The organism is Delftia sp. K82, assembly GCF_002193035.1.
Lineage (GTDB): Bacteria > Pseudomonadota > Gammaproteobacteria > Burkholderiales > Burkholderiaceae_C > Comamonas > Comamonas acidovorans.
Genome location: NZ_MYFL01000008.1, coordinates 14,772 through 37,899, shown reverse-complemented (window position 1 = coordinate 37,899; position 23,128 = coordinate 14,772). Strand labels below are relative to the sequence as shown.

Annotated in this window: 29 protein-coding genes; 24 read left to right on the top strand and 5 right to left on the bottom strand. The window is 58.2% G+C overall.

Going from position 1 to position 23,128, the window contains the following annotated elements; all coding sequences use genetic code 11:
* The first annotated feature begins 1,292 nt into the window (after positions 1-1,292).
* The 3 genes from KDK82_RS32420 (at position 1,293) to KDK82_RS29950 (ending at position 5,400) form a co-directional block, all read left to right on the top strand.
* Positions 1,293-2,228, top strand: a complete 936-nt coding sequence (locus KDK82_RS32420; RefSeq protein ID WP_143343552.1) for a hypothetical protein — start codon at positions 1,293-1,295, stop codon at positions 2,226-2,228.
* Between the two features lie 1,072 nt (positions 2,229-3,300).
* A complete protein-coding gene (locus KDK82_RS29960) occupies positions 3,301-4,200 on the top strand; it encodes a hypothetical protein (protein ID WP_143343551.1) in 900 nt (299 codons plus the stop codon).
* Between the two features lie 1,008 nt (positions 4,201-5,208).
* Positions 5,209-5,400, top strand: coding sequence for a hypothetical protein (locus tag KDK82_RS29950; RefSeq protein WP_088167039.1), 192 nt, complete (start codon positions 5,209-5,211; stop codon positions 5,398-5,400).
* A 184-nt stretch (positions 5,401-5,584) separates the two neighbouring features.
* Here KDK82_RS29950 and KDK82_RS29945 read toward each other — a convergent pair whose 3' ends face one another.
* Entirely contained in the window at positions 5,585-6,289 is a 705-nt protein-coding gene (locus KDK82_RS29945; RefSeq protein WP_143343550.1) for a hypothetical protein, read from the bottom strand.
* A gap of 687 nt (positions 6,290-6,976) precedes the next feature.
* Here KDK82_RS29945 and KDK82_RS29940 point away from each other — a divergent pair.
* The 3 genes from KDK82_RS29940 to KDK82_RS32415 all read left to right on the top strand — a co-directional run bounded on the left by KDK82_RS29940 (position 6,977) and on the right by KDK82_RS32415 (position 9,675).
* Positions 6,977-7,948 (top strand): IS481 family transposase, encoded by a 972-nt coding sequence (locus tag KDK82_RS29940; protein WP_088167037.1) that lies wholly within the window; start codon positions 6,977-6,979, stop codon positions 7,946-7,948.
* A 347-nt stretch (positions 7,949-8,295) separates the two neighbouring features.
* Entirely contained in the window at positions 8,296-8,637 is a 342-nt protein-coding gene (locus KDK82_RS29935; protein ID WP_088167036.1) for a hypothetical protein, read from the top strand.
* 285 nt (positions 8,638-8,922) lie between these two features.
* A complete protein-coding gene (locus KDK82_RS32415; RefSeq protein WP_143343549.1) occupies positions 8,923-9,675 on the top strand; it encodes a hypothetical protein in 753 nt (250 codons plus the stop codon).
* A gap of 347 nt (positions 9,676-10,022) precedes the next feature.
* Here KDK82_RS32415 and KDK82_RS32410 read toward each other — a convergent pair whose 3' ends face one another.
* Entirely contained in the window at positions 10,023-10,235 is a 213-nt protein-coding gene (locus tag KDK82_RS32410; RefSeq protein ID WP_143343548.1) for a hypothetical protein, read from the bottom strand.
* A 119-nt stretch (positions 10,236-10,354) separates the two neighbouring features.
* Between KDK82_RS32410 and KDK82_RS29930 the strand changes: the two genes are divergently transcribed.
* Entirely contained in the window at positions 10,355-11,107 is a 753-nt protein-coding gene (locus KDK82_RS29930) for a hypothetical protein (protein WP_088167035.1), read from the top strand.
* 120 nt (positions 11,108-11,227) lie between these two features.
* Here KDK82_RS29930 and KDK82_RS29925 read toward each other — a convergent pair whose 3' ends face one another.
* Together KDK82_RS29925 and KDK82_RS29920 are read right to left on the bottom strand one after the other, a co-directional pair.
* Positions 11,228-12,013 (bottom strand): competence protein CoiA family protein, encoded by a 786-nt coding sequence (locus tag KDK82_RS29925; protein WP_179218006.1) that lies wholly within the window; start codon positions 12,011-12,013, stop codon positions 11,228-11,230.
* Between the two features lie 46 nt (positions 12,014-12,059).
* Complete coding sequence (locus tag KDK82_RS29920) at positions 12,060-14,585, bottom strand: hypothetical protein (protein ID WP_126313138.1); 2,526 nt, start codon at positions 14,583-14,585, stop codon at positions 12,060-12,062.
* 103 nt (positions 14,586-14,688) lie between these two features.
* On the opposite strand from KDK82_RS29920, the gene KDK82_RS29915 reads away from it, so the two are divergent.
* The 17 genes from KDK82_RS29915 (at position 14,689) to KDK82_RS32385 (ending at position 22,322) form a co-directional block, all read left to right on the top strand.
* A complete protein-coding gene (locus KDK82_RS29915) occupies positions 14,689-15,348 on the top strand; it encodes a site-specific integrase (protein ID WP_088167032.1) in 660 nt (219 codons plus the stop codon).
* The gene (locus tag KDK82_RS33025; protein ID WP_218827105.1) at positions 15,348-15,842 is read left to right on the top strand and encodes a hypothetical protein; all 495 of its coding nucleotides are present in this window, start codon (positions 15,348-15,350) and stop codon (positions 15,840-15,842) included. Before KDK82_RS29915 ends, KDK82_RS33025 begins: the two co-directional genes overlap by 1 nt.
* Before the next feature lie 13 nt (positions 15,843-15,855).
* Positions 15,856-16,152, top strand: a complete 297-nt coding sequence (locus tag KDK82_RS29905) for a hypothetical protein (protein WP_088167031.1) — start codon at positions 15,856-15,858, stop codon at positions 16,150-16,152.
* Positions 16,153-16,167: 15 nt separating this feature from the next.
* Positions 16,168-16,422 carry a hypothetical protein gene (locus tag KDK82_RS29900; protein WP_088167030.1) on the top strand — a complete coding sequence of 85 codons (255 nt, stop codon included), beginning with the start codon at positions 16,168-16,170 and terminating at the stop codon, positions 16,420-16,422.
* Positions 16,423-16,444: 22 nt separating this feature from the next.
* Positions 16,445-16,681, top strand: a complete 237-nt coding sequence (locus KDK82_RS32405) for a hypothetical protein (protein ID WP_126313139.1) — start codon at positions 16,445-16,447, stop codon at positions 16,679-16,681.
* Positions 16,682-16,796: 115 nt separating this feature from the next.
* Complete coding sequence (locus KDK82_RS29895; protein WP_011137959.1) at positions 16,797-17,768, top strand: IS481 family transposase; 972 nt, start codon at positions 16,797-16,799, stop codon at positions 17,766-17,768.
* Positions 17,769-18,363: 595 nt separating this feature from the next.
* Positions 18,364-18,909: a M48 family metalloprotease gene (locus KDK82_RS29890; RefSeq protein ID WP_088167029.1), complete on the top strand. Its 546-nt coding sequence runs from the start codon at positions 18,364-18,366 to the stop codon at positions 18,907-18,909.
* Entirely contained in the window at positions 18,906-19,379 is a 474-nt protein-coding gene (locus KDK82_RS29885) for a hypothetical protein (RefSeq protein ID WP_088167028.1), read from the top strand. Before KDK82_RS29890 ends, KDK82_RS29885 begins: the two co-directional genes overlap by 4 nt.
* A 248-nt stretch (positions 19,380-19,627) precedes the next feature.
* Complete coding sequence (locus KDK82_RS32400) at positions 19,628-19,861, top strand: hypothetical protein (RefSeq protein ID WP_143343547.1); 234 nt, start codon at positions 19,628-19,630, stop codon at positions 19,859-19,861.
* A 53-nt stretch (positions 19,862-19,914) separates the two neighbouring features.
* Complete coding sequence (locus KDK82_RS29880; RefSeq protein ID WP_143343546.1) at positions 19,915-20,145, top strand: hypothetical protein; 231 nt, start codon at positions 19,915-19,917, stop codon at positions 20,143-20,145.
* A gap of 15 nt (positions 20,146-20,160) precedes the next feature.
* Entirely contained in the window at positions 20,161-20,421 is a 261-nt protein-coding gene (locus KDK82_RS29875) for a hypothetical protein (protein ID WP_088167026.1), read from the top strand.
* 14 nt (positions 20,422-20,435) lie between these two features.
* Complete coding sequence (locus KDK82_RS29870) at positions 20,436-21,062, top strand: hypothetical protein (protein WP_143343545.1); 627 nt, start codon at positions 20,436-20,438, stop codon at positions 21,060-21,062.
* Between the two features lie 12 nt (positions 21,063-21,074).
* Positions 21,075-21,320 carry a hypothetical protein gene (locus tag KDK82_RS32395; protein ID WP_143343544.1) on the top strand — a complete coding sequence of 82 codons (246 nt, stop codon included), beginning with the start codon at positions 21,075-21,077 and terminating at the stop codon, positions 21,318-21,320.
* Between the two features lies 1 nt (position 21,321).
* A complete protein-coding gene (locus KDK82_RS32390) occupies positions 21,322-21,612 on the top strand; it encodes a hypothetical protein (RefSeq protein WP_143343543.1) in 291 nt (96 codons plus the stop codon).
* A 15-nt stretch (positions 21,613-21,627) separates the two neighbouring features.
* A complete protein-coding gene (locus KDK82_RS29865) occupies positions 21,628-21,954 on the top strand; it encodes a DUF6283 family protein (RefSeq protein ID WP_088167024.1) in 327 nt (108 codons plus the stop codon).
* Between the two features lie 8 nt (positions 21,955-21,962).
* On the top strand, positions 21,963-22,109 hold the full coding sequence (locus KDK82_RS32900) for a hypothetical protein (protein ID WP_179218005.1): 147 nt from the start codon (positions 21,963-21,965) through the stop codon (positions 22,107-22,109).
* 18 nt (positions 22,110-22,127) lie between these two features.
* A complete protein-coding gene (locus KDK82_RS32385) occupies positions 22,128-22,322 on the top strand; it encodes a hypothetical protein (RefSeq protein WP_139093314.1) in 195 nt (64 codons plus the stop codon).
* A gap of 180 nt (positions 22,323-22,502) precedes the next feature.
* Here KDK82_RS32385 and KDK82_RS29860 read toward each other — a convergent pair whose 3' ends face one another.
* The gene (locus tag KDK82_RS29860) at positions 22,503-22,718 is read right to left on the bottom strand and encodes a hypothetical protein (protein ID WP_088167023.1); all 216 of its coding nucleotides are present in this window, start codon (positions 22,716-22,718) and stop codon (positions 22,503-22,505) included.
* Positions 22,719-23,128 lie beyond the last annotated feature (410 nt).

The window sequence follows — 23,128 nt, the reverse complement described above, 5'->3', positions numbered from 1 at the left end:
TGGTTCATACGTATGAACTGGCACCACTCTTGGTTCCCGGTTCATACGTATGAACTGGATGAAGCCTGCCGGCCTTCACTGCCTCCGGCCGTGGTCGGCAGCTCACCCGTTGCTCGCACCTTCTTTGCGGGCCCGGATCGAGTCCTTTTTTCTGGATTTCGCTTACATCCACTTGATGATGGGTGGGACGTGCTCCCACGCGAGTCTGCCTTGTTCGACGTGGTGCAGTTCATACGTATGAACTCGGATGGCAAGGACCGTCCAGTTCATACGTATGAACTTGGGAGGGGATCGCCCGCCGAGGCTTCCGGCCAGCGGAGGGCTCATTCCCGACGCCGCTCCGAACGGTCCGAAGCCCAAACAGCTGGAGATTACACAAGCGGTTCGAGCACTGTTGTTGTCGGCGGCTACATGCCTGATGACTGGCTCCCGTCGCAGTTCATACGTATGAACTCGGGTGGCAAGCGCCGTCCAGTTCATACGTATGAACCGGAGGTTGGATCGCGCATCGAGTCGTCCGGCCAGGCAACCCTTTGCCCACCCCAGTCCGAACGCTCCGCAGCTCAAGCAGCTGAAGATTACACAAGCGGTTCGAGCACCGTTGTTGACGGCGGCTTCCTGCCTCATGGCTGGCTCTCGTCGCAGTTCATACGTATGAATTGCTCGTCCGCGCAATTGCCTTATGAGCAGGCCTTTGGAAATGAGTTCGAACCTGAATCTGATTCCGGTTCGAGGTGCGCGACCTTCGTCCTGAACGCGGCAAGTTCGGAGAGTGACGAGACTTCCTCGGCTATCTGGGGAAGGCGCACTCTAAGAACACAACATGTGCCGAAGACCACCAGGAAGCTTCCAGTTCATACGTATGAATCTGGCTCCCCGCCACCGGGGTTCGCCTACAGCTGCGCAGGAGCCCAGTTCATACGTATGAACCATGGCCCGGGGGGCACTTGCACCTTACCGACGTTGATGGTTCATACGTATGAACCGACAACGAGGGCGAGAATGCCCCACCTACCACCATCAGCTTCCGCACTTCCCCCAACCGAACCCCGCCACCGAGCGGGGTTCGGCGTTTCTGGAGTCCACGTTTTGGAGATTAGGCCCATGACTTAGCACAGGCAATAAAAAACCCCGGAAGCGCCAACTACCGGGGTTTCTGCACTCGTTAGACGGGTGCTGTGACGGAACCTGACTTCTACCGACGCCAATCGGAAAAAATCCAGACCACGGATTCAATAGTAAGTCGTTCCTCCAGCTCCGTCAAGGAATCGTGTCCTTATTCGGAGACTGCGATGGAAACGCTCGCACCTACAAACTTCCCGTACCTGATCACCAGGGCTTGCACGGCTCTGCCGCATACATCGGCCTTCCATGCAATGCCAGATGGATTCCTGCGCATCGTACTGCGCATAGTTCAAAAGATTGACCTGAAGAGCCCATACACGGGGATCTTTGCCTCTCGGGCCACCATTGCTGAAGAATCTGGGAAATCCATAGACTCGGTGCATAGAGCTGTCAAATGGCTCGAAGGCAACGGTTTCATTGAGCGCGAGCGTAGAGCATTCTTTGGAAACCGTGGCTCGACATCTCCTATAACACCAACTCGAAGCTTTCTGCTGGCCTTGAATTTGGTCGATCAGGAGGGAAAGCCTATTGCGAGTGCACAAGATCGGACTGGCCACCCTCTTAGGACTAAACAAGTCGAACCACCTAAGTCTCCAAGCTCTCCGGCTGAGTCCACCAAGGCTGGGCGCTCCGCCTTCGTCAAAGTGGGTAACGCACTTCTTCCGAAGGAACTTGCCTGGCTCTGTGAGAAAGGTGTCAGTGCATTTGGTGTTCTCGCCCTGATGCGAGCGGCGAAAGATGCCCAACAGCGTCTTTCCGACATCATGCTGACCGCTAGAAAGTACGTTGAGGAGCTTCCTGCGAGGGAGATATTCGCCTATCTGCGAAAGCTCATCGGATCAGGAAGGGATTTTGGATACTCAGCGAGAAAATCCGAAGAAATTGAGAAAACTACCAAAATTTCCGAATTTTTGGCAAATAAGCTTGAAGCCATGGAAGGGCGCCATTACATCGGTCGCAAGAACAACCGGACGTTCTGCGTGGAAGGAGGGGTGCTGTATGAGGTGCAGCCAAACGGCACGCGCCTGGTTCACATCATCAGTGAGGCATTCGTCGAGGCGATCCATGACGGGCGGATTGTTCCCAAGCGAGACACCGAGTAAAGCCGGCGATCATGTGGGAACCTTGCAGCTTCAGTATCTGTATTTATGCAATCCTTCGGAAAACATCCCGTTGGGACCTTTAAAGTTATCCACAGGTCAAATTCCGGACGAGTCCCCATCGCTCAGACAATGCTGCGAACTGCAGCGTGCAACAGCGAGGACTTCAATGCTGTAGCAGACAACGGGTGGGCCTTTGGCATGGCTACCGAGACGCATGCGATGCACCAGCTGAGTCACCCAGATGCAGGCACTGACCCATGCCTTCCAGCTGCAGTGGCAGGTTTAGAGCGCGTAAAGTCCAGCTCCAAGTACGCCTGCACGGAAGGCTTAACAGAAAGGGGCGTTTGTGACTGAGCAGCGACTGAGAGATGAGTGGCAACCTGGGCTCTCTATCAGAGGGATTGCGTGCTGCTGAAAGGCGACAGAGGACATACAGAAGCACAACTGAAAGACAACTTATGGCGATACCGCTACTATCCGATCACTGGGAATGCACTGGCCAGCAACAGGCACAGCGATACCCTCATCCCCATGTGAAGGCTGCAGGGGTCTACATCCGACATTTGCCATCGACCTTCAAGACCTCTGTGGGCGCCTCCCTGCCAGTTCACCTTAAACGGTGGCCTCTGTTGTCCCATGCATTTCAGGGGCGTCACTGGCTCCTGACGTGGAAGACCCTTAGCTGGGACGGTGTCTTCGGACCGCTCCTTGATTACAAGCAATCCCGCTAGTGGGTAGACGAATGTGCGAGCGGGGCGCCGCCTGGCAGATCTCCCGTAATACGCTATCGCTGTTACGCTTCTACCAGAAGGCGGTGCAACTCCCCTAAACAACCACACGCTCAATGCCGCATCGCTAACGTGCTGAATACATTGACTATTTTTGCAATTTAATTGTTGCAGATTGGCAATTAATTGTTATCCAAATATTGACTTAGGCAATTGTTGTAGTAGGATTGCATTTACAGTCAACAGCTCTCGTGGGCTGTATGAGGAGCTTTATGGCGACAGCCGCAACCCCAACCATCCACAGGTCTTTCAAGGCCCAGGCCTCGCATTCGGAGCAGACGGGCGTGAAGAAGGACGATGTCTTCAAAATCCCGCCGCACCTGCTCTTGGAAGAACCAGGCTTCAATCAGCGGGAGTATGACGATCCTCGTGTGGTCGCCAAGATCGAGGAGTTCGCTGAGGCGTACGCCGAAGGGCGGTTCGTGCCGCACCTGGTGGTCCGCATCGACGCCGGCACGGGGAAGTTCTTCATTGTCGAAGGCCATCAGCGCGCACGGGGTGCCATGCTTGCGATCTCGCGCGGCGCATCCGTCCCGTTTCTCGTGTGCATCCCTTTCCGGGGCAACGATGTCGATCGGGTGAACTGCCAGCTGGACAGCCAAAGTGGGCTCAAGCTCACGCCTGTGGGCATCGCTCGCAACTATCTCAAGCTGGTCCACTTGGGCGCCACCGAAGAAGAGATCGCGAAGCGACGTAACAAGGAACTGTCGCATGTGCAGGGCATGCTGGTGCTGGCCGAGGCCCCGGCTGAGATTCAGCGGATGGTCAACACAGATAAGGTATCGGCTACCACGGCCATCGAGGTCTTGCGCGAGCGCGGCGACGGTGCTCTGGAATTCCTGCGCAAGACCCTGGAAGAAGAGCAGGCCAAAGGAAAGACCAAGATCCGGCCTGCGGCAATTCGTGAGTGGTTTCCTCCCCGCAAAATTGCTGGGGGCATCATCACGTCAGTGCAAAGCGTGGTGGAGTCATTGGATTCGAAAAAGCGCCGCGAGCTAGCCGAGCTTGAGAAGCTTCCTCCCTCAAAGTTGAAGGGCCGGAAGGTGGAAATCGACGCAGCGGTGATGCTCGAACTCGTTAAGAATTGGGGCAGCGCGATGGATGCACGAAGAGCAAAAGAGCAGTCAAAGAATGTCGAGAAACAGCGCCGAAGCCAGCAGACGATTCCTGGTACCGATGCCTAGTTCATCTCGGTAAACAGGAAAGGGCTCTCTTTTCGAGTACCCGGAACGCCAGCGTCCTACCACCCGTCGTTGCTACTCTCGGCCGCTCCTGTGATGAACCCGCCGTGTTGGAAGCGAGGGCCTAGAGCTGAGCACGATTCATCTTCTATCCCGGTAACCTCCAGGCGCCCGTCCAGCATCTGGATCTCCTTGCTGGTCTGCAGTAGTTTTTGCCCAGTGATGCAAGCCACGTCCTCGACAGATCCCTCACTAGCCCTCTTAGAGGAGACAGCGGCCTATCTGCGCCGCTTACCACTCGTTCCGTCCACGCAGGAACTTATCCGCAAGATCGAGGCCCACCTGGCCAGTCCGAGCAGCCAGGCTGCGGCTATTCCCGCTCTCGAACCATCCGCCTGGGAAGGCCAGGTCATGACTGTTGCTGGGACCGTGCTGTTCAGCGTCTCTGTTGAAAATGGCCAAGCCTCCTTGCTGGCCCCGGTCACAAGGCAAAGGGAGCATGACATTTGTGGGCAGCACGCCGCTTCTCGGCCGTTCCGGCCCACCGCTGGTTCCTCTCACCGAGACGACCCGATGGGAGGTTTTCAAGGCCCTCCGCTTGATGCAATGCAGGCAGAGGCGGAGTTGGATCGCGCGCGGCTCCTGCGGCTTCACATGGGGGTGACGGTGGAATTGCAGCCTTCACGATTCCCTTCAAGCCACGCTCTCTTGGTCGAGGAGTCACGGTCCAACATCAAGGGTTGGCGATAGCCGACGCCCCTCTTCAAGGCGCTGGACTAGATCTCTCATCCAGCTATCAACGCTGACGTAGCGGCGACAGGGCGTTGCACTGCTTCTCGCTGGAGGTTCCAATACGCCGGGCAGCATTCATCGACAGCCTATGCAGGGACCCACACCCCGGGTGATCCGAGAGATGAGGGCGCAGCTGCCCTCGGATTTCCCGGAGCATGTGGCCGAACCCATCTTTGCCGGCCTGCAGACCGCTGCCAGAAAACTTGAACGAGCCCCAACATGATCATTGAAAGAGGCAAGCTCTACATCTTCACGAAGTCCGGCAACGAGGTGCGAACGATTTCCAGGGACGAGCCTTGGCTGAAAAAGCCATGCTGGCTAGTCGAGCGGACGCAGGGAAAGAGTGTCGGAAAACGCATGATCGTGCTGGAACGCACGCTGGTTGCACGTGAGGTCTTCGAGGCCGAATGAAGGCCGTCTACGGCGAACCTACCCTCGCTCCGACCTACCCCTACAAGGCCTCGCGAACAGTGGATGCACTAGGGCTCACTGCTACTGCACCGAGGTGGGTCCACGCGAGACCCATGCCAGTCGCATGACAGATCGGCCAATGGATGCTCGTTCGCCGAACATCAGCGCCAGCGGCATCAACTGCTCAAGCGATCTCCCCTGCACTCCGTAGCGCGGACTCAAGCATCTCGCTAAGCCTACTCATCACAAGCCCCGTAGTAGACGGCCACAGGGCTCCTAGCGAGTCATTTGCACGGCACAAAAGCCCTTGGATCGCCCTCAAGGGGACGACGACCTCATCAGCCATGTGATGTACGAGCCTGTCATTTTGGATGCTGTATTCATATCGCGCCCAGGTGGCATGTTTTTCAATGGCAACGATCTGATGCACGGCCTCGCTCAGAGGCTGCGGGATGACGCCTACCTGCATGTCTCTGAGCATAGCGCCGAGATCTTTCAGGAGGAGCATGAGGTTGTGAGAACTATGAACACGCTTGGCCTGGCCTGGGGTTGGAAAGCGAGAAGCCGGAATGCCCAGCCTCTCACGATGCTTCTGCACTTCGACTGCAAGCGAGAGCGGCGCCTTGAGCAGGAGCTCTGCCGCGTGACGCTGAAGGTAAAAAATGGGCAATGCGTGATGGTCAAGCAGCCTCTTGTTCATCGCGGTTTGCAGCAATTCTCCCGCGCTCCAAAGATAGGCCTGGCAGTAGTTTGGTGTCCTTTGACCGCCCAGACGGGCGACACCCGCCAAGGCGTCACTCTCCGTGAGTTGAGGGGCCTTGCCCCAGGAGAACACACCGGCAGGCTCATCAGGCCCAAGTGGGTAAAAGGTATACGGTAGCGTTGCCATCTATCCTCCGTGTTGTCCGAGCGGGCACATGATCACCATCGAATGCTGTCAGTCCGTCAAGATCGCTCCATAGAACTCTAGAGCAGGCGCGGGACGCAGTCTCCACGCCGACGTTGAAAACGCCCATCGCTATCTGCACACAAACTATCCACGGGCTGGAACGACGCAACAGAGACAGTTGCTTTGGGCGCGTCTCGCTCTTCGTGTAGGATTGACGCCCGGTCAGCATGCGACTTGGCAACGATGGCTTACCCAAGCCACACCTCGGAAGAGGGGGGTTAGGCAAGTCTTCGGCCTGCCAGCGTGCTGCTGGTGGTAGATACGGTAGCTGCCGTGCCCTCGGGTGAACAAGCACTTTGCAGCGACGAAAGTCGCTTTTTCAAACCCCAGATAGGCACTTGATGCCTGATGGGGGCCAGTGTCTGTCACCTGCAACAGGAGACGGCACGTGAAACATGCCCTCCACCGCGTGGACCATGCGGGGGGGGGGCGGTACTGGAACAAGCTGCACAGCAATGCGTAGGCTTGCTCGCTGGCGCCTTCCAAAGCGATGACGCCTGTGCATTCGTTCAGTAGCTGTCGCATCCCGGACGATTGCATAGACTCTAAACGCTATCCACTCTTCATGGCCCGAGCCGTTCTAAAGGAGTTGATAGAGTCCTTGCAATCCACCCAGGGAGTGAAGCCATGTTGATAGCCCTGCACAAGAACGCCCGCACCACGCCCGCCGTGCGTGCCGAGATCGCAGCCAGCGATGAACCAGCCAGCATCCTGGCCCAGCGCTTTGGGATCACTGAGCAGACGGTCTACAAGTGGAAGAAGCGCGATGTCTTTGCAGACCGCTCGCACACGGCCCATCGCCTGCAGACGGTGCTCACGCCTGCGCAAGAGACCGTGGTGGTTCACTTGCGCCGTACCTTGCTGCTACCTTTGGATGACCTGCTGGCCGTGACACGGGAGTTCATCTGTCCCCATGTCTCGCGCTCCGGGCTGGACAGGTGCTTGCGCCGCCATGGAGCGGGCAACCTCAACGCCCTCAAGCCCCAGGAGCCTGCGGTAGCCCACAAGGCCTTCAAGAGCTACGAGCCAGGCTACGTGCACATGGACGTGAAGTACCTGCCCCAGATGCAGGATGAGAGCAGCCGGCGCTACCTATTCGTGGCCATCGACAGGGCCACGCGTTGGGTGTTTGTGCAGCTCAAGTCCAACAAGACCGCCGCCAGTGCACAGGCCTTCCTCAAGGCGTTGCACAAGGCCTGTCCGATCAGGATCAACAAGCTGTTGACCGACAACGGCAAAGAGTTCACGGACCGTCTGTTTGCCAGCAAGGAACGCGAACCCAGCGGCAACCATGAATTCGATCAACTGTGCCGGGAGTTGGGCATAGAGCACCGATTGACCAAGCCCAGGACGCCCAGAACCAACGGCATGGTGGAGCGGTTCAATGGACGCATTGCGGACGTTCTGAAGACCCACCGGTTCAACAGCCGCGAGGACATGGAGGAGACCTTGCTGCGCTATGTGGCCTTGTACAACCACCAGTTGCCGCAGTCAGCGCTCAAGAGCAGTACGCCGATGCAGGCCATGAAAGATTGGTACCAGACCCACCCGCACCTGTTTCACAAGCGACCATATGATCGTACGGGATGCGACAAGTAGCGATACTTCATACCCTATCCTGCCAACGATTCAGGCCTGTACCAGGTTGTTGGATCAGGAGGATAAAGGCCCGTTCGAGGCTCAATCGCCGATATAGCTTCCTGGCAGTCTTGCTTGGCGGGGAGAAGGTGTTGAAACCTGCTGAAGCTGATTCGAAAACGGATGCACTACCTTCCGGTATGTCGATGCCTTTCGGATGCCCGAGGAAACTCATACGAGTCCATTAAGTCTTTAGACGTTCAGTCTATTGACCGATCGCAATAATCCCAGCGCCAGCTGGTTTTTAACCCTGACGGGCCACAGCCCAAGGGGGCATGGTTCGTCGTTTCTGTAAAGGAGCATGAATCATGCAAGCAACTCAATTCCAAGGTGAAAATTCTAACCCTGCCAACGTTCCGAATCAACTCTATGCGGTGATTCGATTCAAGCGCCGTATTGCCCTTCCTCGCTTCACCATGGAAGCGGGCGAGCTCTGGGGCTTTGTGGTTTATGGCAAAAGCGAGAAGAGGTTGGAGCAGATAAAAAGCGGCGAACGCTTTGACTTTGCCGGTGCCCAAGTCCTGGCTCAGGATGTCGAAATAATCTATGAGGGTCAAAGCGGTCTCGAATACAGTGTCGCTTTAGGCTATATCACAGATTCTCGAATCATTGCGTCTTTGCGTAATAGCGAGAGGAAACATCTCCGCTGAAGCTCGGCGCCTTCTAAAATCCCGGCAGGAGCCGCAAAAGACACTTCTGCCCAGGCTTATGGAAGCAGAAAACTTCCTGAGGGTCCGGTTATGTCGAATCAACTGATAGCATACCAAGCCTCTGAAGAATTCAGCAAAAATGGTGACCTCTGCTATTTACTATTAAATCTTGATAGCGACTCAGCTATGAAGTTTTAAATCATTAATCGGATACGACCGATCATTTTAAACCCTGACGGGCAAGGCCCGTTAGGGCTGCTGCCCGTCTCTCTTGGAGATGAAGCAATGTTGTTTGAAGAAAATCCGTGTGCAGAAGTAACATCCGCATGTAATGAAGCGGTCGGAAGGCTGATCATGCCGGAGGCGAAAAGCATCTCGATTCCTTCGCAGGTTTGGGCTGAGGCAGCCGACGCCTATTGCGGAGATCGTTTAAGCGACACGGCTGTTGGCGATGTCGTGACGGTAAAGGAGTTCACGCACGGTGGCTTCCTATACGCCGTCTTTGCCACCAAGACAGGTGGATGGTCTGGCGACTATGTTGTGTATGCTTGGCAGCTTCATCCCTTGCAAGCCTATAGTGGGAGGACCACTGGGGCAATTTGTGCCTCAGAGTGGGATCGCCTGCGAGCGCGTGGGGACAAGACCGGAATGATCGTTAAAGTCCGAGGGAAAAAAATGGTCTGTGCCAAGCCGGTCAATTTTGTCCGCTCGCTTCCGACTGTAACGCCACTTTCGATAGAAGAGGCCATGACCTTTGAGTTGTCACTACGAAAAAGCGGCTGGCGAAGCTACAGTTTTCGCGATGCCACAACTATTTGGTCAAGCCTCGCCGGTCACCCGGTCTGTACGTATGCTCGTACAGATGCCAACCCGGAAGTTAATATCCTTTTCTGGAAGGGAAGTGGGCCTATTCAGGAGCACATGCTCCAAAGGCGCGAACTGCTGAAGCTCCGGCAGGGAGGTGAACATCCCACGCCCACCCCGGCTTCCGTTAAGGAGGCACCTACTCCCAATCTTTGTCAAGCCTCGCTATTCTGAGAGCGCTAGGCATATAAAGGGAAGACTGCTGCCGGCGTCCAAGCACGTAAAAAGGAAACGTGACTATCGAATCGAGTTGAGTAAGCCCCGGCTCGCAGACGCCGAAGCTCTAACCGTCGATTTTTAGGGCGAACACCTTTAGCTCCCCCTAACTCCTAAAAACAAAAAGCCCTGCGAACTTCGGTTCCGGGGCTTTTTTCTTTTGTGCAGCCGATTCCGGAGTTCGCTTCACGGAATGGCTTATTGATCGATAGGTCCCTGTCCAAGTAGAAAGGAAAGTAGACGGCGGTTCATTTGTGAAGGAATGCTCGCTGTCGTAGTCCAAAAAGCCTGTGGAGTTCCCGCTCTCAGGACGTCTTGCCTGGCGTCTTTTCCGTGACGGGCGCTGCATCGATCGCCGCACGGAGCCACGCGCTGCCCAGGTGCTCGCGGAACTTGGCTTTCTGCGCGGCCGTCACGCTGCTGTTCAACGATACCAGGGGTTCGCCATCGTTGGAGAGAGTTTTACGGCCCTGGCCGCGACCGGCGCCGCCATGAGTTGATTTCTTGTGTGGTTCCATTTCATGGATTCTATTTGAATTAATGCGCATGAAAACAACCCTGCGAAGGAGTCGGAAATGGGTGATCTTGATTGTATGCGCATACAATCAAGTCATCGATTCTCCACCAGAGGTAGCACATGAAATCCACACACGACATCACCACATATCGCGGCTGGCTGGCGCTGGCGAGCGAGCTCCTTGGCGATAAGCCAGATTGGACTGCGCTTAGTCAAGGCGACCTTGGTTTCGTTGTGATCATCAACGGCCATGTTTGTGGTTTGGCGACTGAGGATGAGGGCCACATCTACAGCGAGCGCGATTGCTATGACTTTGATGCCAGTGCGTGGGACAGTGAGCGAGGATGTTGGGATGGGAGCACGCCCGAGGTGACGGCTAGTAGTGTGCTGGCACCCAGGTTTGTGAATCTGGCGCACACTGGTGCCACTTTGGCTGCGCAGCCTATACTGCAAAAGTCACAGGTCGTTGGCGATGGCCGTGTCACGCGTTTGACGCTGCCGTCGCAACTTTCATGGTTCACTGCCGAAGAGCATCCTGCAATCGGTCTGACCATCGAAGACTATTTCGTGACGGACCCATACTACGATGTTGGTATGAGAGATAAGGTCGATCCGCAAGAATGCTGGGGCCTTAACGAGGAACAGGCGAAATTCATTGTGGGTCTCAATGAAGAGCTGCCTCTCGCGGTTCTTGATGCAATTAATGCTGGTTGCCAGCGTTTGCAGAAGTTCGCCGGAGTCTCTAAAAGCGTCTATGCCGATGGACACTTCGCAAACTCAGACCAATTCAATAAATTGATGGAAGTATTCGCTTCTTACATTGTCGGAGAAATCAACAGCCATACGTCGACGAGCATTAGTGAGATCGTTTAGCGAAACCAGCTTTACGATGCTTCCCGATCGCAAGGAACGGCACGACATCGTTCCTTGCTCAACAGGCCGGCAACGGGAGCGAAGCAGCCGAGTTAATTCAAGCCGGCTGTCACCGTTTGGTCAACCGAATGATATGAAAACCTCGGGCGCCTTCGCGCTGTCCCATAGCCATGCTGGCCATGAGCGCGTGCCGCCCACGTGCCTGTCCTCACCCATGTGAAGTGCGCCGCCAGCGACACCGGCACCGAACACTTCCAGCGGAAGCCTCATTACAGTCTGCGAAAGATCAGCTGGATGGACAACCACCTTTTGCTCTTCGTCGCCACTCGCTGACCCAACAAGAGGGATGCAGGGCATGTCCTCCAGGGCACGATTCATCGCCTCGTCCATGGACCAACCTTGGGTCATCAGGAATCGAATCCTGCTGTTGCCCAAGGCGTTCACATGCGTCCCACGCACAAGCCAAACGACTGAGACTCCACTGGCGTTGTACCGCGCGGTCCTGCTCCTGTACTCGTCCCAATGCTGCTGGGCCAGCTGCACCTCGACGGCTATCGGTCCCCGGGCAGTCTGCACCAAGACGTCTGCCTGCCATTGCTCACCTGATGGGGAAGCTCCGGGTTGCTCTACTTTCGCGTCGTGCCCAGCGGCCCGCATACCGAGTACCAATTTGATTTTTGCGATTTGGTGCTCGACGGACTCCGGAGCCGTTGCCCCGCCCGCCCCTGGCGCAGCTGCGAAGAACTGAAGACCACGCGGGCTGCGCTTGAGCACGGCCGGCGTTCGGAGGTGACCGATGACAAACGAGCCTATCGGAAGCTTGCGCCACTGAGCCCAGACATCCGGTGGGGCGGTGAATGATTCGACTTCCAGGCCTGTGGCCGCGACGGTTGCAATGAGAGTCATGCGGTGTTTGTCCTGCAAGCCTATGCTGAGAGTGCCCCGCGCGATTTCAGTCCAGCAGATAGTCCTTGCGCACTGGCGGGGCTCCATCAACCAGGTGGCCGTTCACCAGTACAGGTGGAATCCAAACATCGTAGGAGAGCGCGCGGCCGGTGCCAAAGTGTTGCGTGCGATAGAAGCCCCGGCGCCAATGAGGTTTGATCCCCCGTGCTTCGAGGGCATGCGCGACGCGCAACTCTGTCGCCCCCTCGCTATCCATTGCTTCCTCAGGCCCGATGGCGATGTAGTCGTATGCCTGGGCGATGCGGGCACGCAATTTGTCGCGCTTGTTCCCCTTCAGATTGCGCATCTGGTCCAGCAGGCGGCTTCGGTCGGTGACTTCTGTCATCCTCGCGTTTCGCAGTGTCGTGTAAAGCACCACTTTGGCGGCAGTCACCAAGGTGTCGTTGGTGAACTGGAGGGACTCTTGATCACTGTCTGACAGAGAAGCTGCGGTCGAGTCGATGCGGGCTCGGCGCTCGGAGACCACTTCCGTCAAATCGCGGGCGTCGTTGGGCTCGATGGCAATGGTCACATCCAACCCCCCTACACGCATTACCTCACGGTCGTAGAGGTACGTATAAGTCAGCGTCATCACACGCATGCCAGAGCCGTCACTCGCTTCTTCCTCGCTCGCATAGAAACCTGTGAGGATGAAGCTCAGCCCGTCCTGCCTCTGGTGTTTGATCGGCTTCTCGAAGTGGAAGTAGATGTCCGGGTAGGGGAGCTTCAAGGATTTAACCGGGAAGCCCTTTTCAATGGAGGTCTCCTCCAACCTGTCCATCAGAGAGCGTTTGGCCACCATGAGCACGCCGCCGACACGCTTCCAGTGCGCCGCGCAGTACACGCCCTCGGGTGGAGATATCCCATCGGATGGCGCATACCAATCGGTGTCGAAGCTCATGCTCTGGCTGAGCTGCATGTCGTTCAACTCCGCGATCTCGGGCTGGTCAGCCATCAAATGCTCTATCGCGCTGCGCGAGGCACGGCCTGGACGCTGCATCTGGGCTTCGAGAGCTACTAGGAGGTCCTTTTCGTAGTGCTCAGAGAGCGCAGTTTCCACCCCGGCAACCTGCATGGCGACGGGGTGAGGCAGCTGGCCCAGCTTTCGAATCGCATCATCGGACTCGAAGGCTGGCCCGTCAAAGTTCCACCCAGCATCCCAGTCGAAACGCTTGAAGCCCCAGGCCCGCCTGCCAAAGTAGGCTACGTTCATGTTCCGGTAGCGGCCATCGGCGCAAGGCAGCAGCATGGTTTCTTTGCTCAGGCGGGGGATTGGCGCTCGGGGTTCAAGGACCACGGCCCTGGCCGTCAGGCCTACCCTGTCCAGCGCCGCGACGGCTCTTTCGGCGACAAGAGAGAGCGGGGTCCCCGGCAGCAGAGAGGCAAAGCCGTTGCTGACAATGCCTCCTCCCTCAGGGGCGAAGAGCGGGAGGAATGCTGCTTGGCCAGGATTGGGGTGCTCGGTGCGGACAGATCCGCACACTAGGTCAAAGCAGCCAGGGAAATCAGCGCGGATGCGCTCCACCGCCTGAGCGACAGTCCAGTCCTTGGTCTTGCCCAATAGCTGCACCAACATGCTGGCGGCAGCTTCGGCCTCCCCGTCTTCGACCACGCTAGACATGCGGGACCAGCCGCCATCGAAGCCCAGAAGCAGGTGGGGCATCTCCTTCATAGCCTGCTGTAGTGCTGCATCAAAACGCTGGCGAAGGCCTTGGGCGTACCTGTTGTCGGGAATGGACCGGGAGGGGTCTTGAAGATCCTGCGCTTGCGTCGTGTCATCGGGGATTGCCGCGCACACCATGAGCTGACCCGGCTGGGTCGAGCCCTCCTCAGAAAATGCGGCAATGGTCTCGGTCTGCATGTTGGTGACACAGTGGAATGCGATCCAGGCGCGAACATCTCCTGTGCATCGCGTGGTGGCGTGCAGGACGGTACCAGGCCAAGTGGGGACGCCAGGTCGAGAAATGCCGGAAGTGATGTAGGCACTCTTGCGGAGGTCGCGCACCTGCTGATCGAGAAGCTGCCACAAGCGGCGCGCTTCCTGTGGGGTCAAAACACCGCGTGTTTCGTCACGCATCGCCTGCTGGTCTCGGGCGGTGACCGTCAACCGCAGACACCCGATCCAGATGAAGCCAGTGAGCGCGCCGGGGAGGGCCATTCGATGCGCGTCTTGGGCGCGCAGCAGGATTCGTTGGGCGTGCGTGCGGTCTTCGTCGGTGCCAAGGTGAAGAATGGCCTCTTCAACTGCAAGCAGGGCTTCTGGACGCTCCCCGCTGACCACTACCGCGCGGTCGGCCATGGGGATGAATCGGCGTTCTATGGCCATCCGGCCGAGGGGGAGGGTGGTGTTGGTTGCCATCTGCTTGGTGATTTCGCGGGCCGGATTGATTGATGCGAGAAACCCGGAGCATATTCTGCGCCATGCCCTGGGTTGAGTCGTGGGCCGCCGAGCCCTGCGCGTGGCATCCAGAAGCAGTGCTTCAATTTCAGGCGAAAGCAAGTTGTTCGGTGACGCGGTGCTCAAGCCTGCCATCCGACTTTCCTTGATGTGGCGCCGGCTCTCACGCTGCCAATAGGCAGGCACGCGCTCTACCGATACACTCTATGTAATTCGTCAACTAAGCACAATTGCAAGAGTGGCAAAACCTCCGGTCATCGAAGACAAACAGATCGAGCACCTGCTCAAGGCGACGGCTGCCTGCAGCCGCGTCCCGCTACGCGATACCGCATTGCTCCTGACCCTATACGGCACGGCCATGTCGGTTACGGAGCTAGCCACCATCACGGTTTGCGACTATCTCGACGCCAAGGGCAACGTCCGCGTCACGAGCGCAGTGCGCGTCGATGTCGCGCATAACGGGGTAGAGCGCCCCCTTTTCTGGTCGAATAAGCGCGTTGTAGCGGCGATGGATGCCTACTTGGCGTGGCGCTTGGAGCGCAAGCATGGCGCCACCGTCAGGAAGGGTGCGTACCGTGGTCTTGATCCCCAAAGCGCCTTGTTCCTAACCGAAGACGGCAGGCCCTATACCCTGACCAAGCGAGTGCTCCCCTCTGGCGTCTGTAGCTACTCGTGCAACTCGCTCGGTGCCTACATCTCCCGCCTTCATACGAACGCCGGCATCGATGGCGGCAGCGCCCAATCTGCTCGACGCACCTTCGCGGTAAAGCAGCACCGCCAAGGCCGCGACCTGGTGCACATCGCGGCGATCCTTGGACATAAGAGCGTCAGCACTACGAAGCGGCTTGTGGAAGGTGATCCTGTTCGGTTGGCGGACATTGTGGCGCGGGCTGTGTGATGGTGGCTCCGCACTATCCAAAGGGCGATCTGCGCCGCATGCTGGCCGTTTTAGGCGCAATTGAAGCAGGCCACGGCACGCTTGTGCGAATCGTGGCAGCTACTGGTCTAGACAAGAAGACGATCACCACATTGATCGCCCAAGCAGGCGAGCAAGCCGGCGTCTCCGTTAGAAAGACAGGCGCAACATATGTGGTTGAGGACTGGGGGCCTGCACTGAAGAAGGCGGGCGCGCGAATGGCATTGACAGGTGCGTTAAATGCACCTAATATGCCCTTGAGAAATTGTTCCCAAGGAGGCATTGAAATGACCATCGACGTTGACGTTGTTAGAGGCTTGAAGCGATTGCATCTCCATCTTGAGGCCGCTGGCCAGAAGAGCGACGATTGGAGTCTTGCGCGCACGCTTGAAGATCGGTTGGGTGCCGGGCAGGGCGCAGCTGGTGACCTGGATAAGGCGCGTGCTTTGCTGGCGAAGTACCCGAAGATTTCGTAGCAAAGACCAGACTGTGCCGCGCTACAAGACCCCATCGTTCCAGGCGACATACGACGCCATGCTTTCGGCTGCGCGCGACCCATCGAGCGAGCTGTACCACGACGGCAAGCCGCATCGTGGCGCGGGCCACCGCGCGGCGTTCTGGGACGGCTATGGCGGCTTGGCCAAGACCGCGAACGTGATCCCTGGAACGCTCAGCGCTGTCTGCTACGCGGCCGGCAAAGAGTTCGCACGGACGAACCCGGGGATTGCGATCGAGGATGCAGTATGGACACCCGGAGTGACCCGCCAGGGTGGCTCCAAAGTTTGATCGGAAAAAAGCAAGATGAACCACACAGAGGCCATCGCGGCTTTACGAGCCGTGCAGGCCCATCACAACACCGCCCAAGGGGTGCAGATTGGATTTCTCATGAAGGACGCTACGGCTGCGCTGGGCAGCTTTGCGCAAGCATCCAACACCCTCGCCATGTTGATGGTGGACGGCTTGATCACATCGGCTCCTGCGGTGGTGGACGGCGACGTGCAGACCATATACCGCATCGCTGACGCCACGCCACCTGCGTCCCGTTCTTTGCACTGAAATCAGGATCAAGGAAAGAACCATGAGCACGTTCCACCCAAGGGCGACACCACCTCATAAGCCAACCACCCTACGCGTCGTGTGCGAAGCTGAAGGTGGCCGTAAGGGGCGCCGCCGCCTGACTGCCTACGATGGCAAGCGGTGGGTGGCGTCGAGCTATTCCGCCTGGAACGTCTGGGAAGGCCATTGCTGCGGGCAACTGCTGATGGACGATTTCCTGGCTTACGCTGAGCGCCAAACTGCGGCCCAGGCCGCGTAACTAGGTGTCGCATCCCGGACGATTGCATAGACTCTAAACGCTATCCACTCTTCATGGCCCGAGCCGTTCTAAAGGAGTTGATAGAGTCCTTGCAATCCACCCAGGGAGTGAAGCCATGTTGATAGCCCTGCACAAGAACGCCCGCACCACGCCCGCCGTGCGTGCCGAGATCGCAGCCAGCGATGAACCAGCCAGCATCCTGGCCCAGCGCTTTGGGATCACTGAGCAGACGGTCTACAAGTGGAAGAAGCGCGATGTCTTTGCAGACCGCTCGCACACGGCCCATCGCCTGCAGACGGTGCTCACGCCTGCGCAAGAGACCGTGGTGGTTCACTTGCGCCGTACCTTGCTGCTACCTTTGGATGACCTGCTGGCCGTGACACGGGAGTTCATCTGTCCCCATGTCTCGCGCTCCGGGCTGGACAGGTGCTTGCGCCGCCATGGAGCGGGCAACCTCAACGCCCTCAAGCCCCAGGAGCCTGCGGTAGCCCACAAGGCCTTCAAGAGCTACGAGCCAGGCTACGTGCACATGGACGTGAAGTACCTGCCCCAGATGCAGGATGAGAGCAGCCGGCGCTACCTATTCGTGGCCATCGACAGGGCCACGCGTTGGGTGTTTGTGCAGCTCAAGTCCAACAAGACCGCCGCCAGTGCACAGGCCTTCCTCAAGGCGTTGCACAAGGCCTGTCCGATCAGGATCAACAAGCTGTTGACCGACAACGGCAAAGAGTTCACGGACCGTCTGTTTGCCAGCAAGGAACGCGAACCCAGCGGCAACCATGAATTCGATCAACTGTGCCGGGAGTTGGGCATAGAGCACCGATTGACCAAGCCCAGGACGCCCAGAACCAACGGCATGGTGGAGCGGTTCAATGGACGCATTGCGGACGTTCTGAAGACCCACCGGTTCAACAGCCGCGAGGACATGGAGGAGACCTTGCTGCGCTATGTGGCCTTGTACAACCACCAGTTGCCGCAGTCAGCGCTCAAGAGCAGTACGCCGATGCAGGCCATGAAAGATTGGTACCAGACCCACCCGCACCTGTTTCACAAGCGACCATATGATCGTACGGGATGCGACAGCTAGGCATAGGACTGTCTTTGATACTCTTTTGGTTGGTGGGGCTTGTTTTGCAATTCAGTAGTGAGCAGTTGAAGCTCGACTGGCCAGCGCTGCTTGCTAGCCCAGGCCTAACCTTGTTTTTTATCGTCGGCCTGCCCATTGTGGGAGCTGTTCAGATTACCAAGGGATGCAAGCGGGTCCGGGAGTCTAGGCGTGCAGCACGAGGAAAACAATGAATCAGGCCTGTCACCCTGACCAGGTGCACGTGAGCACTGACTCGTCGATCGCGTAGTGATTCAGCACCAAGGCCAGTCATGCGCCGCGCTCGCCCGGTACTTTGGGGCCATTCGTCAGGAGCGGGCGCCGCTCGCGCACTCCCTGGAAGCCAAGAAGCTGCACGCGCCCGACCAGTTGCAGGGCGACTGGGTGTCAGCAAAGAAGCTGATCATCTCGCGGCGGCGCGCCGTCTACGCCTGCGGCCGGTGCGGCAACGTGTACACAGCGCTGGCGAAACCCCTGTCACTCTGTACACAGAGGAGGGGGCCGGGAAGTGCGGGGCCTGCATCCCCAATACCGGTAAGGGTGGTCAGGTTATGTAGACGGCGCTGGAGCCCAAGCCATGAATAGCGTCGTTGTTCACCTTGCGCTTGCTCTGTTTGGCACTGTGGGCTCCTGCATCCTGATCTGGCGCCTTGCCGATCCTGACCCCAAGCACCTGCGAGCGGCGCTGGGACCTCAGGAGTTACTCGCGGCCGAGCGTCGAGTGCAATGGGCGGAATCCATGTTGGCAGCCTTGGCAGGCGCCGCCAGCATGCACAGGGCACCATCGCTCGGCATGGCGAACGTCGGCGCCCACTACATCCCGCTTCGGCATCGTGTGTGCGTATCGCATGCATTCCTGGCCAGACTGTCGGATGCTGAGCTGCAGCTGATCCTGGCCCATGAGGTCGGGCATGCTGCGCGCAGGTGGAAAACCTTCTTCCGAGCTGGCGGGATCAGCGAAGAGGTTCTTGCGGATCGTCTGGCACTTCGTATAGCTAGCGCTACGCCGGAGCAATGGCTTCACACCGTCCTTGCATCGATAGCGGCTGAGCCCAGCCTGGCCATGAACCTGGAATTGGAGCGCCGCGCTTTGGCTCTGGGCGTGGTTTACTCGCCGCTATGACCAACCTGTTGACCTACGCCCGCGATTTCCGCGAAGTAGTCTTGCAAGGCGATTCCAGCGAACGGATGTGCGTGGCGCTGTCTGCCCCACTGCACGCTGCGTTTCATGCTCAGGGTATTCCAACTCAGCTCGTGGTCTCGGATCTCGGCGAGTGCGAGCACATCTTCCTGCAGCTTGCCGACGGTCAGGTGTTGGATCCCACGGCGGACCAATTCAACTGGTGCTCGCGCCAGAAGCTGCCGGGCGTCTACCTGGGAGCCCCGGCCTTGATCCACGAAGGCGCGGAACCGTGGCCAGGTGGCCAGGAATGGCACGAGCTGATGACGGTGTTGAAGCGCCTGTATCCTGCGCTCAACGCGACCGTCGTGGGCCGCACCGTCTCCATGGCGCTGCGGACGCTTCCGCCAGGCCTGTGCGAATTCACTCCGGCCACTGTCCTGCGGGCTGCGGACGGGCGCTGGCCCAGGTAGGCTGCATCGACCAGCTGCAGCTGCTGGTGCCCGTGGCAAGTCCCAGGTCCTGGGCCGCCTGGGGCCTAGGCTTGGCCAGCCTCATGACCACCGCCTGCGAATCGTCGTGGACCTGCTGCCGGCGCCCTGGTGCCCCCTGTACGCGCGCTTGCTCAGGCGGGCGGCATCGAACAGCTGCATATGCGGCTGGTGCCTCGACTATGTGCGCCATGTTTGCCGACGCCCTATAGCTTTGACACAATGGGTACATGAACCCCGCTAAAACAAACAATGACCGCCTGCGCGAATTAGTGGAGGCAAGCGGCCTCAGCCAACCTGCAGCACTTGCTGTTTTCAACCTGGGACTTGGGCCCGCTGCATACTCAATCAACACCTTCAAGGCATTCCTGGTTCGTGCAGATTCTTCAAAGTTCAGGCCTCTAAAAGATGAGCTTCTGGCTCATGCCGAAAGGAATTTCAAGCAGCACATCAAAACACCTTGACGCGGGGTACAAGTACCCTAACAATGGAGGCATTCAACATAGCCAGGAACGCCATGAACGCACAGCGCCGCAAAGAGATAGAAGAGGTGCTCAACGAGCTTGCTGATTTGCGGAGCCGCATTGATGGGCTTCATGGAGAGGAACAGGATGCCTATGACAACATGCCTGAAGGTCTAAAGGCGTCTGAACGGGGTCAAGCAAGCGAGGCCGCGGCATCTGCGCTGGATGACGCTTTGACAGCCTTCGACGATATCGAATCCTCGCTGAACGACGCGATGGCCTAAAAGGGAGGAGCGACCATGGCAAAGACGAAAACTCGCCCCTCCGAAATTCTCCGCCGTTTAGGCGGGTGGGTCGGCGGTTCCATCGGTCAGGCTGAATCCCTGGCTGGCATCAACGTGCAGTCGGAAGCAGAGCGCAAGGCGCTATGGGATCAGTTCAAGCACTTGTACTCAGGCGACTCGCAAGTCTTGATTGATACGGTGGTCGATCATTGCGCCGCCATCACCCTGGGGCGTGTCCATCGTGGTGAGCTTTCGCTGCTGGGCACTCGGAGTTGAAGCGGGAGCACACAATGCAAACCTACCCTGTCGCAGGTCCCAGCATTTTGGACCCTATTTGGTTCAACTCGGTGCGGTATGGCCAGCACTCGGCTGAGGTCGCAGTAGATGGGAGCCTGACCGTCGCGGGTGTCGCACTTCGGTTGTGCAACGCTACCCTGGCTGCCGGCACGGCCGTAAATGTGTGGCTCAACGGCTCGGGCCACTTTGTCTGCGCCACATGTGACGAGATGGAGCGCGAGGCGCAAACTTGGCGTGATGCCCAGGCGGCGAGGGCCGAGGACAGCCGGCGCAAGCTCAGCTCGCTCCGCGCCGAAGCCGAAGCCTTCAATGCGCGGCTGGTTCTGCCGGTGCGCTGGGATGTGGGGATCAAGGATGTGCTTTCCGGCCTCTCGGAGACCTCCTGGGGCGATGGCCGAAGCAAAGCAACCGTGGAACATGTCTACCTGCTTGAAGACCTGCAGGTGGGCCGTTTGAAGCGCCGAGCCGGCGACCTCCTGTGCACCACGGCCAGCGGCACGAACGGCAAGCGCTGGTCATCCACTGTGGCGCAAGGCCTCGATGGCGACGGCACACCTTTTCAGCCCAAAGTCACGTGCAAAGCCTGCCTGGCCCAAGCCAAGCGTTGGATGCAGACTTAAGTCGAGAAAGCTATGCCTGCGCCCACCATCCGCCAGATGCGTGCTCGAATGAACAGTGGTCACCGTCAAGTATTAGAAGCGGTGCGTGATGGCCGCAAGCTTGTCGCGGCGCGGATCAGCGACGCCAACGGCCTGATGACATGCCGCGCAACGCTGATCGGCTGGGGGGCAATCGAAGACGATCGTCTGACCGACGTTGGGCGGGAGCTGCTTGCACTACAAGCGGCAAAACCTATCGAGGGACAAAGCTATGCCTAGTATGAAAAAAACGACTGAAGCGTTCCCGCCTCGAATCCTGAAGCTCTTGAAAGAGGTGGCTGATCGGAGAGGCACCGCGACGAGTGGGCCTTGGGAAGACGAACAGGGAGAGCCTCTGCAAGATGACGCCGAGGCGGCGTTGAATTGGATCAATGCCAAAGCCGAATTGGTTCAGCTGGCCGAGCGAGTTGCTGGGCTTCACGCTTCGGCTGGCGAGATAGGTGCTGGAATGCTGGCCCAGCTTGTTCAACAGGCAAATGCGGCTCTGGCTGAGCGACGCCTTGCAAACTGAAGGGATTCCAAGAACGTGCCCATCACCAAACGGCCCTGTGCCAACTGCCCTTTCCGTTGCGACGGTGCGGGCGTCGAGCTGAACCCTGGTCGGTTGGAGAGCATCGTGTCCCATCTGCTGGCTGACGACCAGCAGACCTTCGTGTGCCACAAGACGCTGGAGAAAGAGCGCATGACGTGCGCAGGAGCCGTTGCCCTCATGTCCAAGCTGGGACGCTTGCCGGTAATAGCGCGACTGGGCTTGGCCTATGGCGTCATTACTGAGGACGACATTGTGGCCAGTGCCGCGATGGTGATCGATCCAAGCAGCTTGACCCTGTCATCGCAGGACGCCACAAACTGAACGGAAAAATGAACTTGAAGCCTCTACTGACAGTTGCATTCGTCGGCGGCATTCTGCTGGCCGCATATGCCTATGGCGAAGGCCATAACAAGACCGCCGTGGCAAGCATGGCCATTACGCTGGCGAGTGTGCTTCGCATCAAGCCAATGAACTGAAGACGAAGGAGAGCAGGCATGCACCACGAGTTGAAATCGGCAGGCGTTGATCAAGTTCAGCGGGCCCTCAGTGCAGGTGGATCAGTGGTGGCGATGCCAACCTCGTTTTACAGCGGTGGATTCACCTACACCCATGTGCTGACGACGAAGAGCGGTACGCAATATCGCGTCAGCAAGCAAGTCATGCGCGCCGTGGGCCCGTCAACAAGGTGAAGGAAAGATGATCTTGGCTTCGTACCGTTGTTTCGCATGCGATCGCGTGATCCGTCGGCCGACCCCGTTCTTGGCTGACACAAGAGATGACCAAGTGGTTCATGTCGGCCCCGAGTGTCTACGCAAGATCGAGGCGGCGGGCGACGCTGGCTACCAGCCGCCTGCTGGTGGGCCTCGTCTTTACCCGGTCTCGGCACTGTCCCCGGAGATGCAGTCGCGCATCGGCCGAACAGTTTGAACATCAGAGAAAAAAGGATGGCAAAAAAGCTCACCAAGGCGGCGCAGAAGCTGCTTGACGAGGCTGGCTGCAGTGAGATCGCTGATGACTAGGTGGTGCTCGGTCAAACCGATCTGCGAATCCTTTTGCCAGACGCTGCAGTCGAGGATCTGAACCAACAGGCCCGCGAACAGGCCGATTTGAACAAGTGAAGGAAATCAAAATGCCACCCTCGATCGACGCCTCACCACAACTTGCACAGCTGGCCTCGAAGATCGCACAGGCCCGCACAAAGGCGACCGAGGCGAAGTCGGAGCTGAAGAAGGCAGAGCGCCGCGCCGACCGTGCCGCCGATGTCGTAGCCACACTGCAGGAGGCCTACGACCACGAGCGGCTGCGCCTGTGGGGCGCCAAGCCAGATGTGGCCGCGCTGTTGGAGTCGGAAGGCAGTATGGCCTTCCACTATGCCGGCGAAGCACTGGCGGGAGCCTACGGCCTTGGATGGGGCATGAAGTGGGCGGATACCAATCAGACGGTGCTGCATGTTCGCCTGAATCGCGGAGAGCTCGGCGCGGTCCAGCGCAGCAAG

Bases quoted from the DNA above. Each gene is read 5' to 3' on its own strand.
- KDK82_RS29880 (WP_143343546.1), top strand. From the start codon at position 19,915: ATGAACGCACAGCGCCGCAAAGAGATAGAAGAGGTGCTCAACGAGCTT.
- KDK82_RS32390 (WP_143343543.1), top strand. From the start codon at position 21,322: ATGAAAAAAACGACTGAAGCGTTCCCGCCTCGAATCCTGAAGCTCTTG.
- KDK82_RS29885 (WP_088167028.1), top strand. From the start codon at position 18,906: ATGACCAACCTGTTGACCTACGCCCGCGATTTCCGCGAAGTAGTCTTG.
- KDK82_RS29950 (WP_088167039.1), top strand. From the start codon at position 5,209: ATGATCATTGAAAGAGGCAAGCTCTACATCTTCACGAAGTCCGGCAAC.
- KDK82_RS32385 (WP_139093314.1), top strand. From the start codon at position 22,128: ATGCACCACGAGTTGAAATCGGCAGGCGTTGATCAAGTTCAGCGGGCC.
- KDK82_RS29935 (WP_088167036.1), top strand. From the start codon at position 8,296: ATGCAAGCAACTCAATTCCAAGGTGAAAATTCTAACCCTGCCAACGTT.
- KDK82_RS29890 (WP_088167029.1), top strand. From the start codon at position 18,364: ATGAATAGCGTCGTTGTTCACCTTGCGCTTGCTCTGTTTGGCACTGTG.
- KDK82_RS29940 (WP_088167037.1), top strand. From the start codon at position 6,977: ATGTTGATAGCCCTGCACAAGAACGCCCGCACCACGCCCGCCGTGCGT.
- KDK82_RS32420 (WP_143343552.1), top strand. From the start codon at position 1,293: ATGGAAACGCTCGCACCTACAAACTTCCCGTACCTGATCACCAGGGCT.
- KDK82_RS29945 (WP_143343550.1), bottom strand. From the start codon at position 6,289: ATGGCAACGCTACCGTATACCTTTTACCCACTTGGGCCTGATGAGCCT.
- KDK82_RS29870 (WP_143343545.1), top strand. From the start codon at position 20,436: ATGCAAACCTACCCTGTCGCAGGTCCCAGCATTTTGGACCCTATTTGG.
- KDK82_RS32400 (WP_143343547.1), top strand. From the start codon at position 19,628: ATGAACCCCGCTAAAACAAACAATGACCGCCTGCGCGAATTAGTGGAG.
- KDK82_RS32410 (WP_143343548.1), bottom strand. From the start codon at position 10,235: ATGGAACCACACAAGAAATCAACTCATGGCGGCGCCGGTCGCGGCCAG.
- KDK82_RS29930 (WP_088167035.1), top strand. From the start codon at position 10,355: ATGAAATCCACACACGACATCACCACATATCGCGGCTGGCTGGCGCTG.
- KDK82_RS32900 (WP_179218005.1), top strand. From the start codon at position 21,963: ATGAACTTGAAGCCTCTACTGACAGTTGCATTCGTCGGCGGCATTCTG.
- KDK82_RS29900 (WP_088167030.1), top strand. From the start codon at position 16,168: ATGAACCACACAGAGGCCATCGCGGCTTTACGAGCCGTGCAGGCCCAT.
- KDK82_RS32395 (WP_143343544.1), top strand. From the start codon at position 21,075: ATGCCTGCGCCCACCATCCGCCAGATGCGTGCTCGAATGAACAGTGGT.
- KDK82_RS29925 (WP_179218006.1), bottom strand. From the start codon at position 12,013: ATGACTCTCATTGCAACCGTCGCGGCCACAGGCCTGGAAGTCGAATCA.
- KDK82_RS29895 (WP_011137959.1), top strand. From the start codon at position 16,797: ATGTTGATAGCCCTGCACAAGAACGCCCGCACCACGCCCGCCGTGCGT.
- KDK82_RS29920 (WP_126313138.1), bottom strand. From the start codon at position 14,585: ATGGCAGGCTTGAGCACCGCGTCACCGAACAACTTGCTTTCGCCTGAA.
- KDK82_RS29875 (WP_088167026.1), top strand. From the start codon at position 20,161: ATGGCAAAGACGAAAACTCGCCCCTCCGAAATTCTCCGCCGTTTAGGC.
- KDK82_RS32405 (WP_126313139.1), top strand. From the start codon at position 16,445: ATGAGCACGTTCCACCCAAGGGCGACACCACCTCATAAGCCAACCACC.
- KDK82_RS33025 (WP_218827105.1), top strand. From the start codon at position 15,348: ATGGTGGCTCCGCACTATCCAAAGGGCGATCTGCGCCGCATGCTGGCC.
- KDK82_RS32415 (WP_143343549.1), top strand. From the start codon at position 8,923: ATGTTGTTTGAAGAAAATCCGTGTGCAGAAGTAACATCCGCATGTAAT.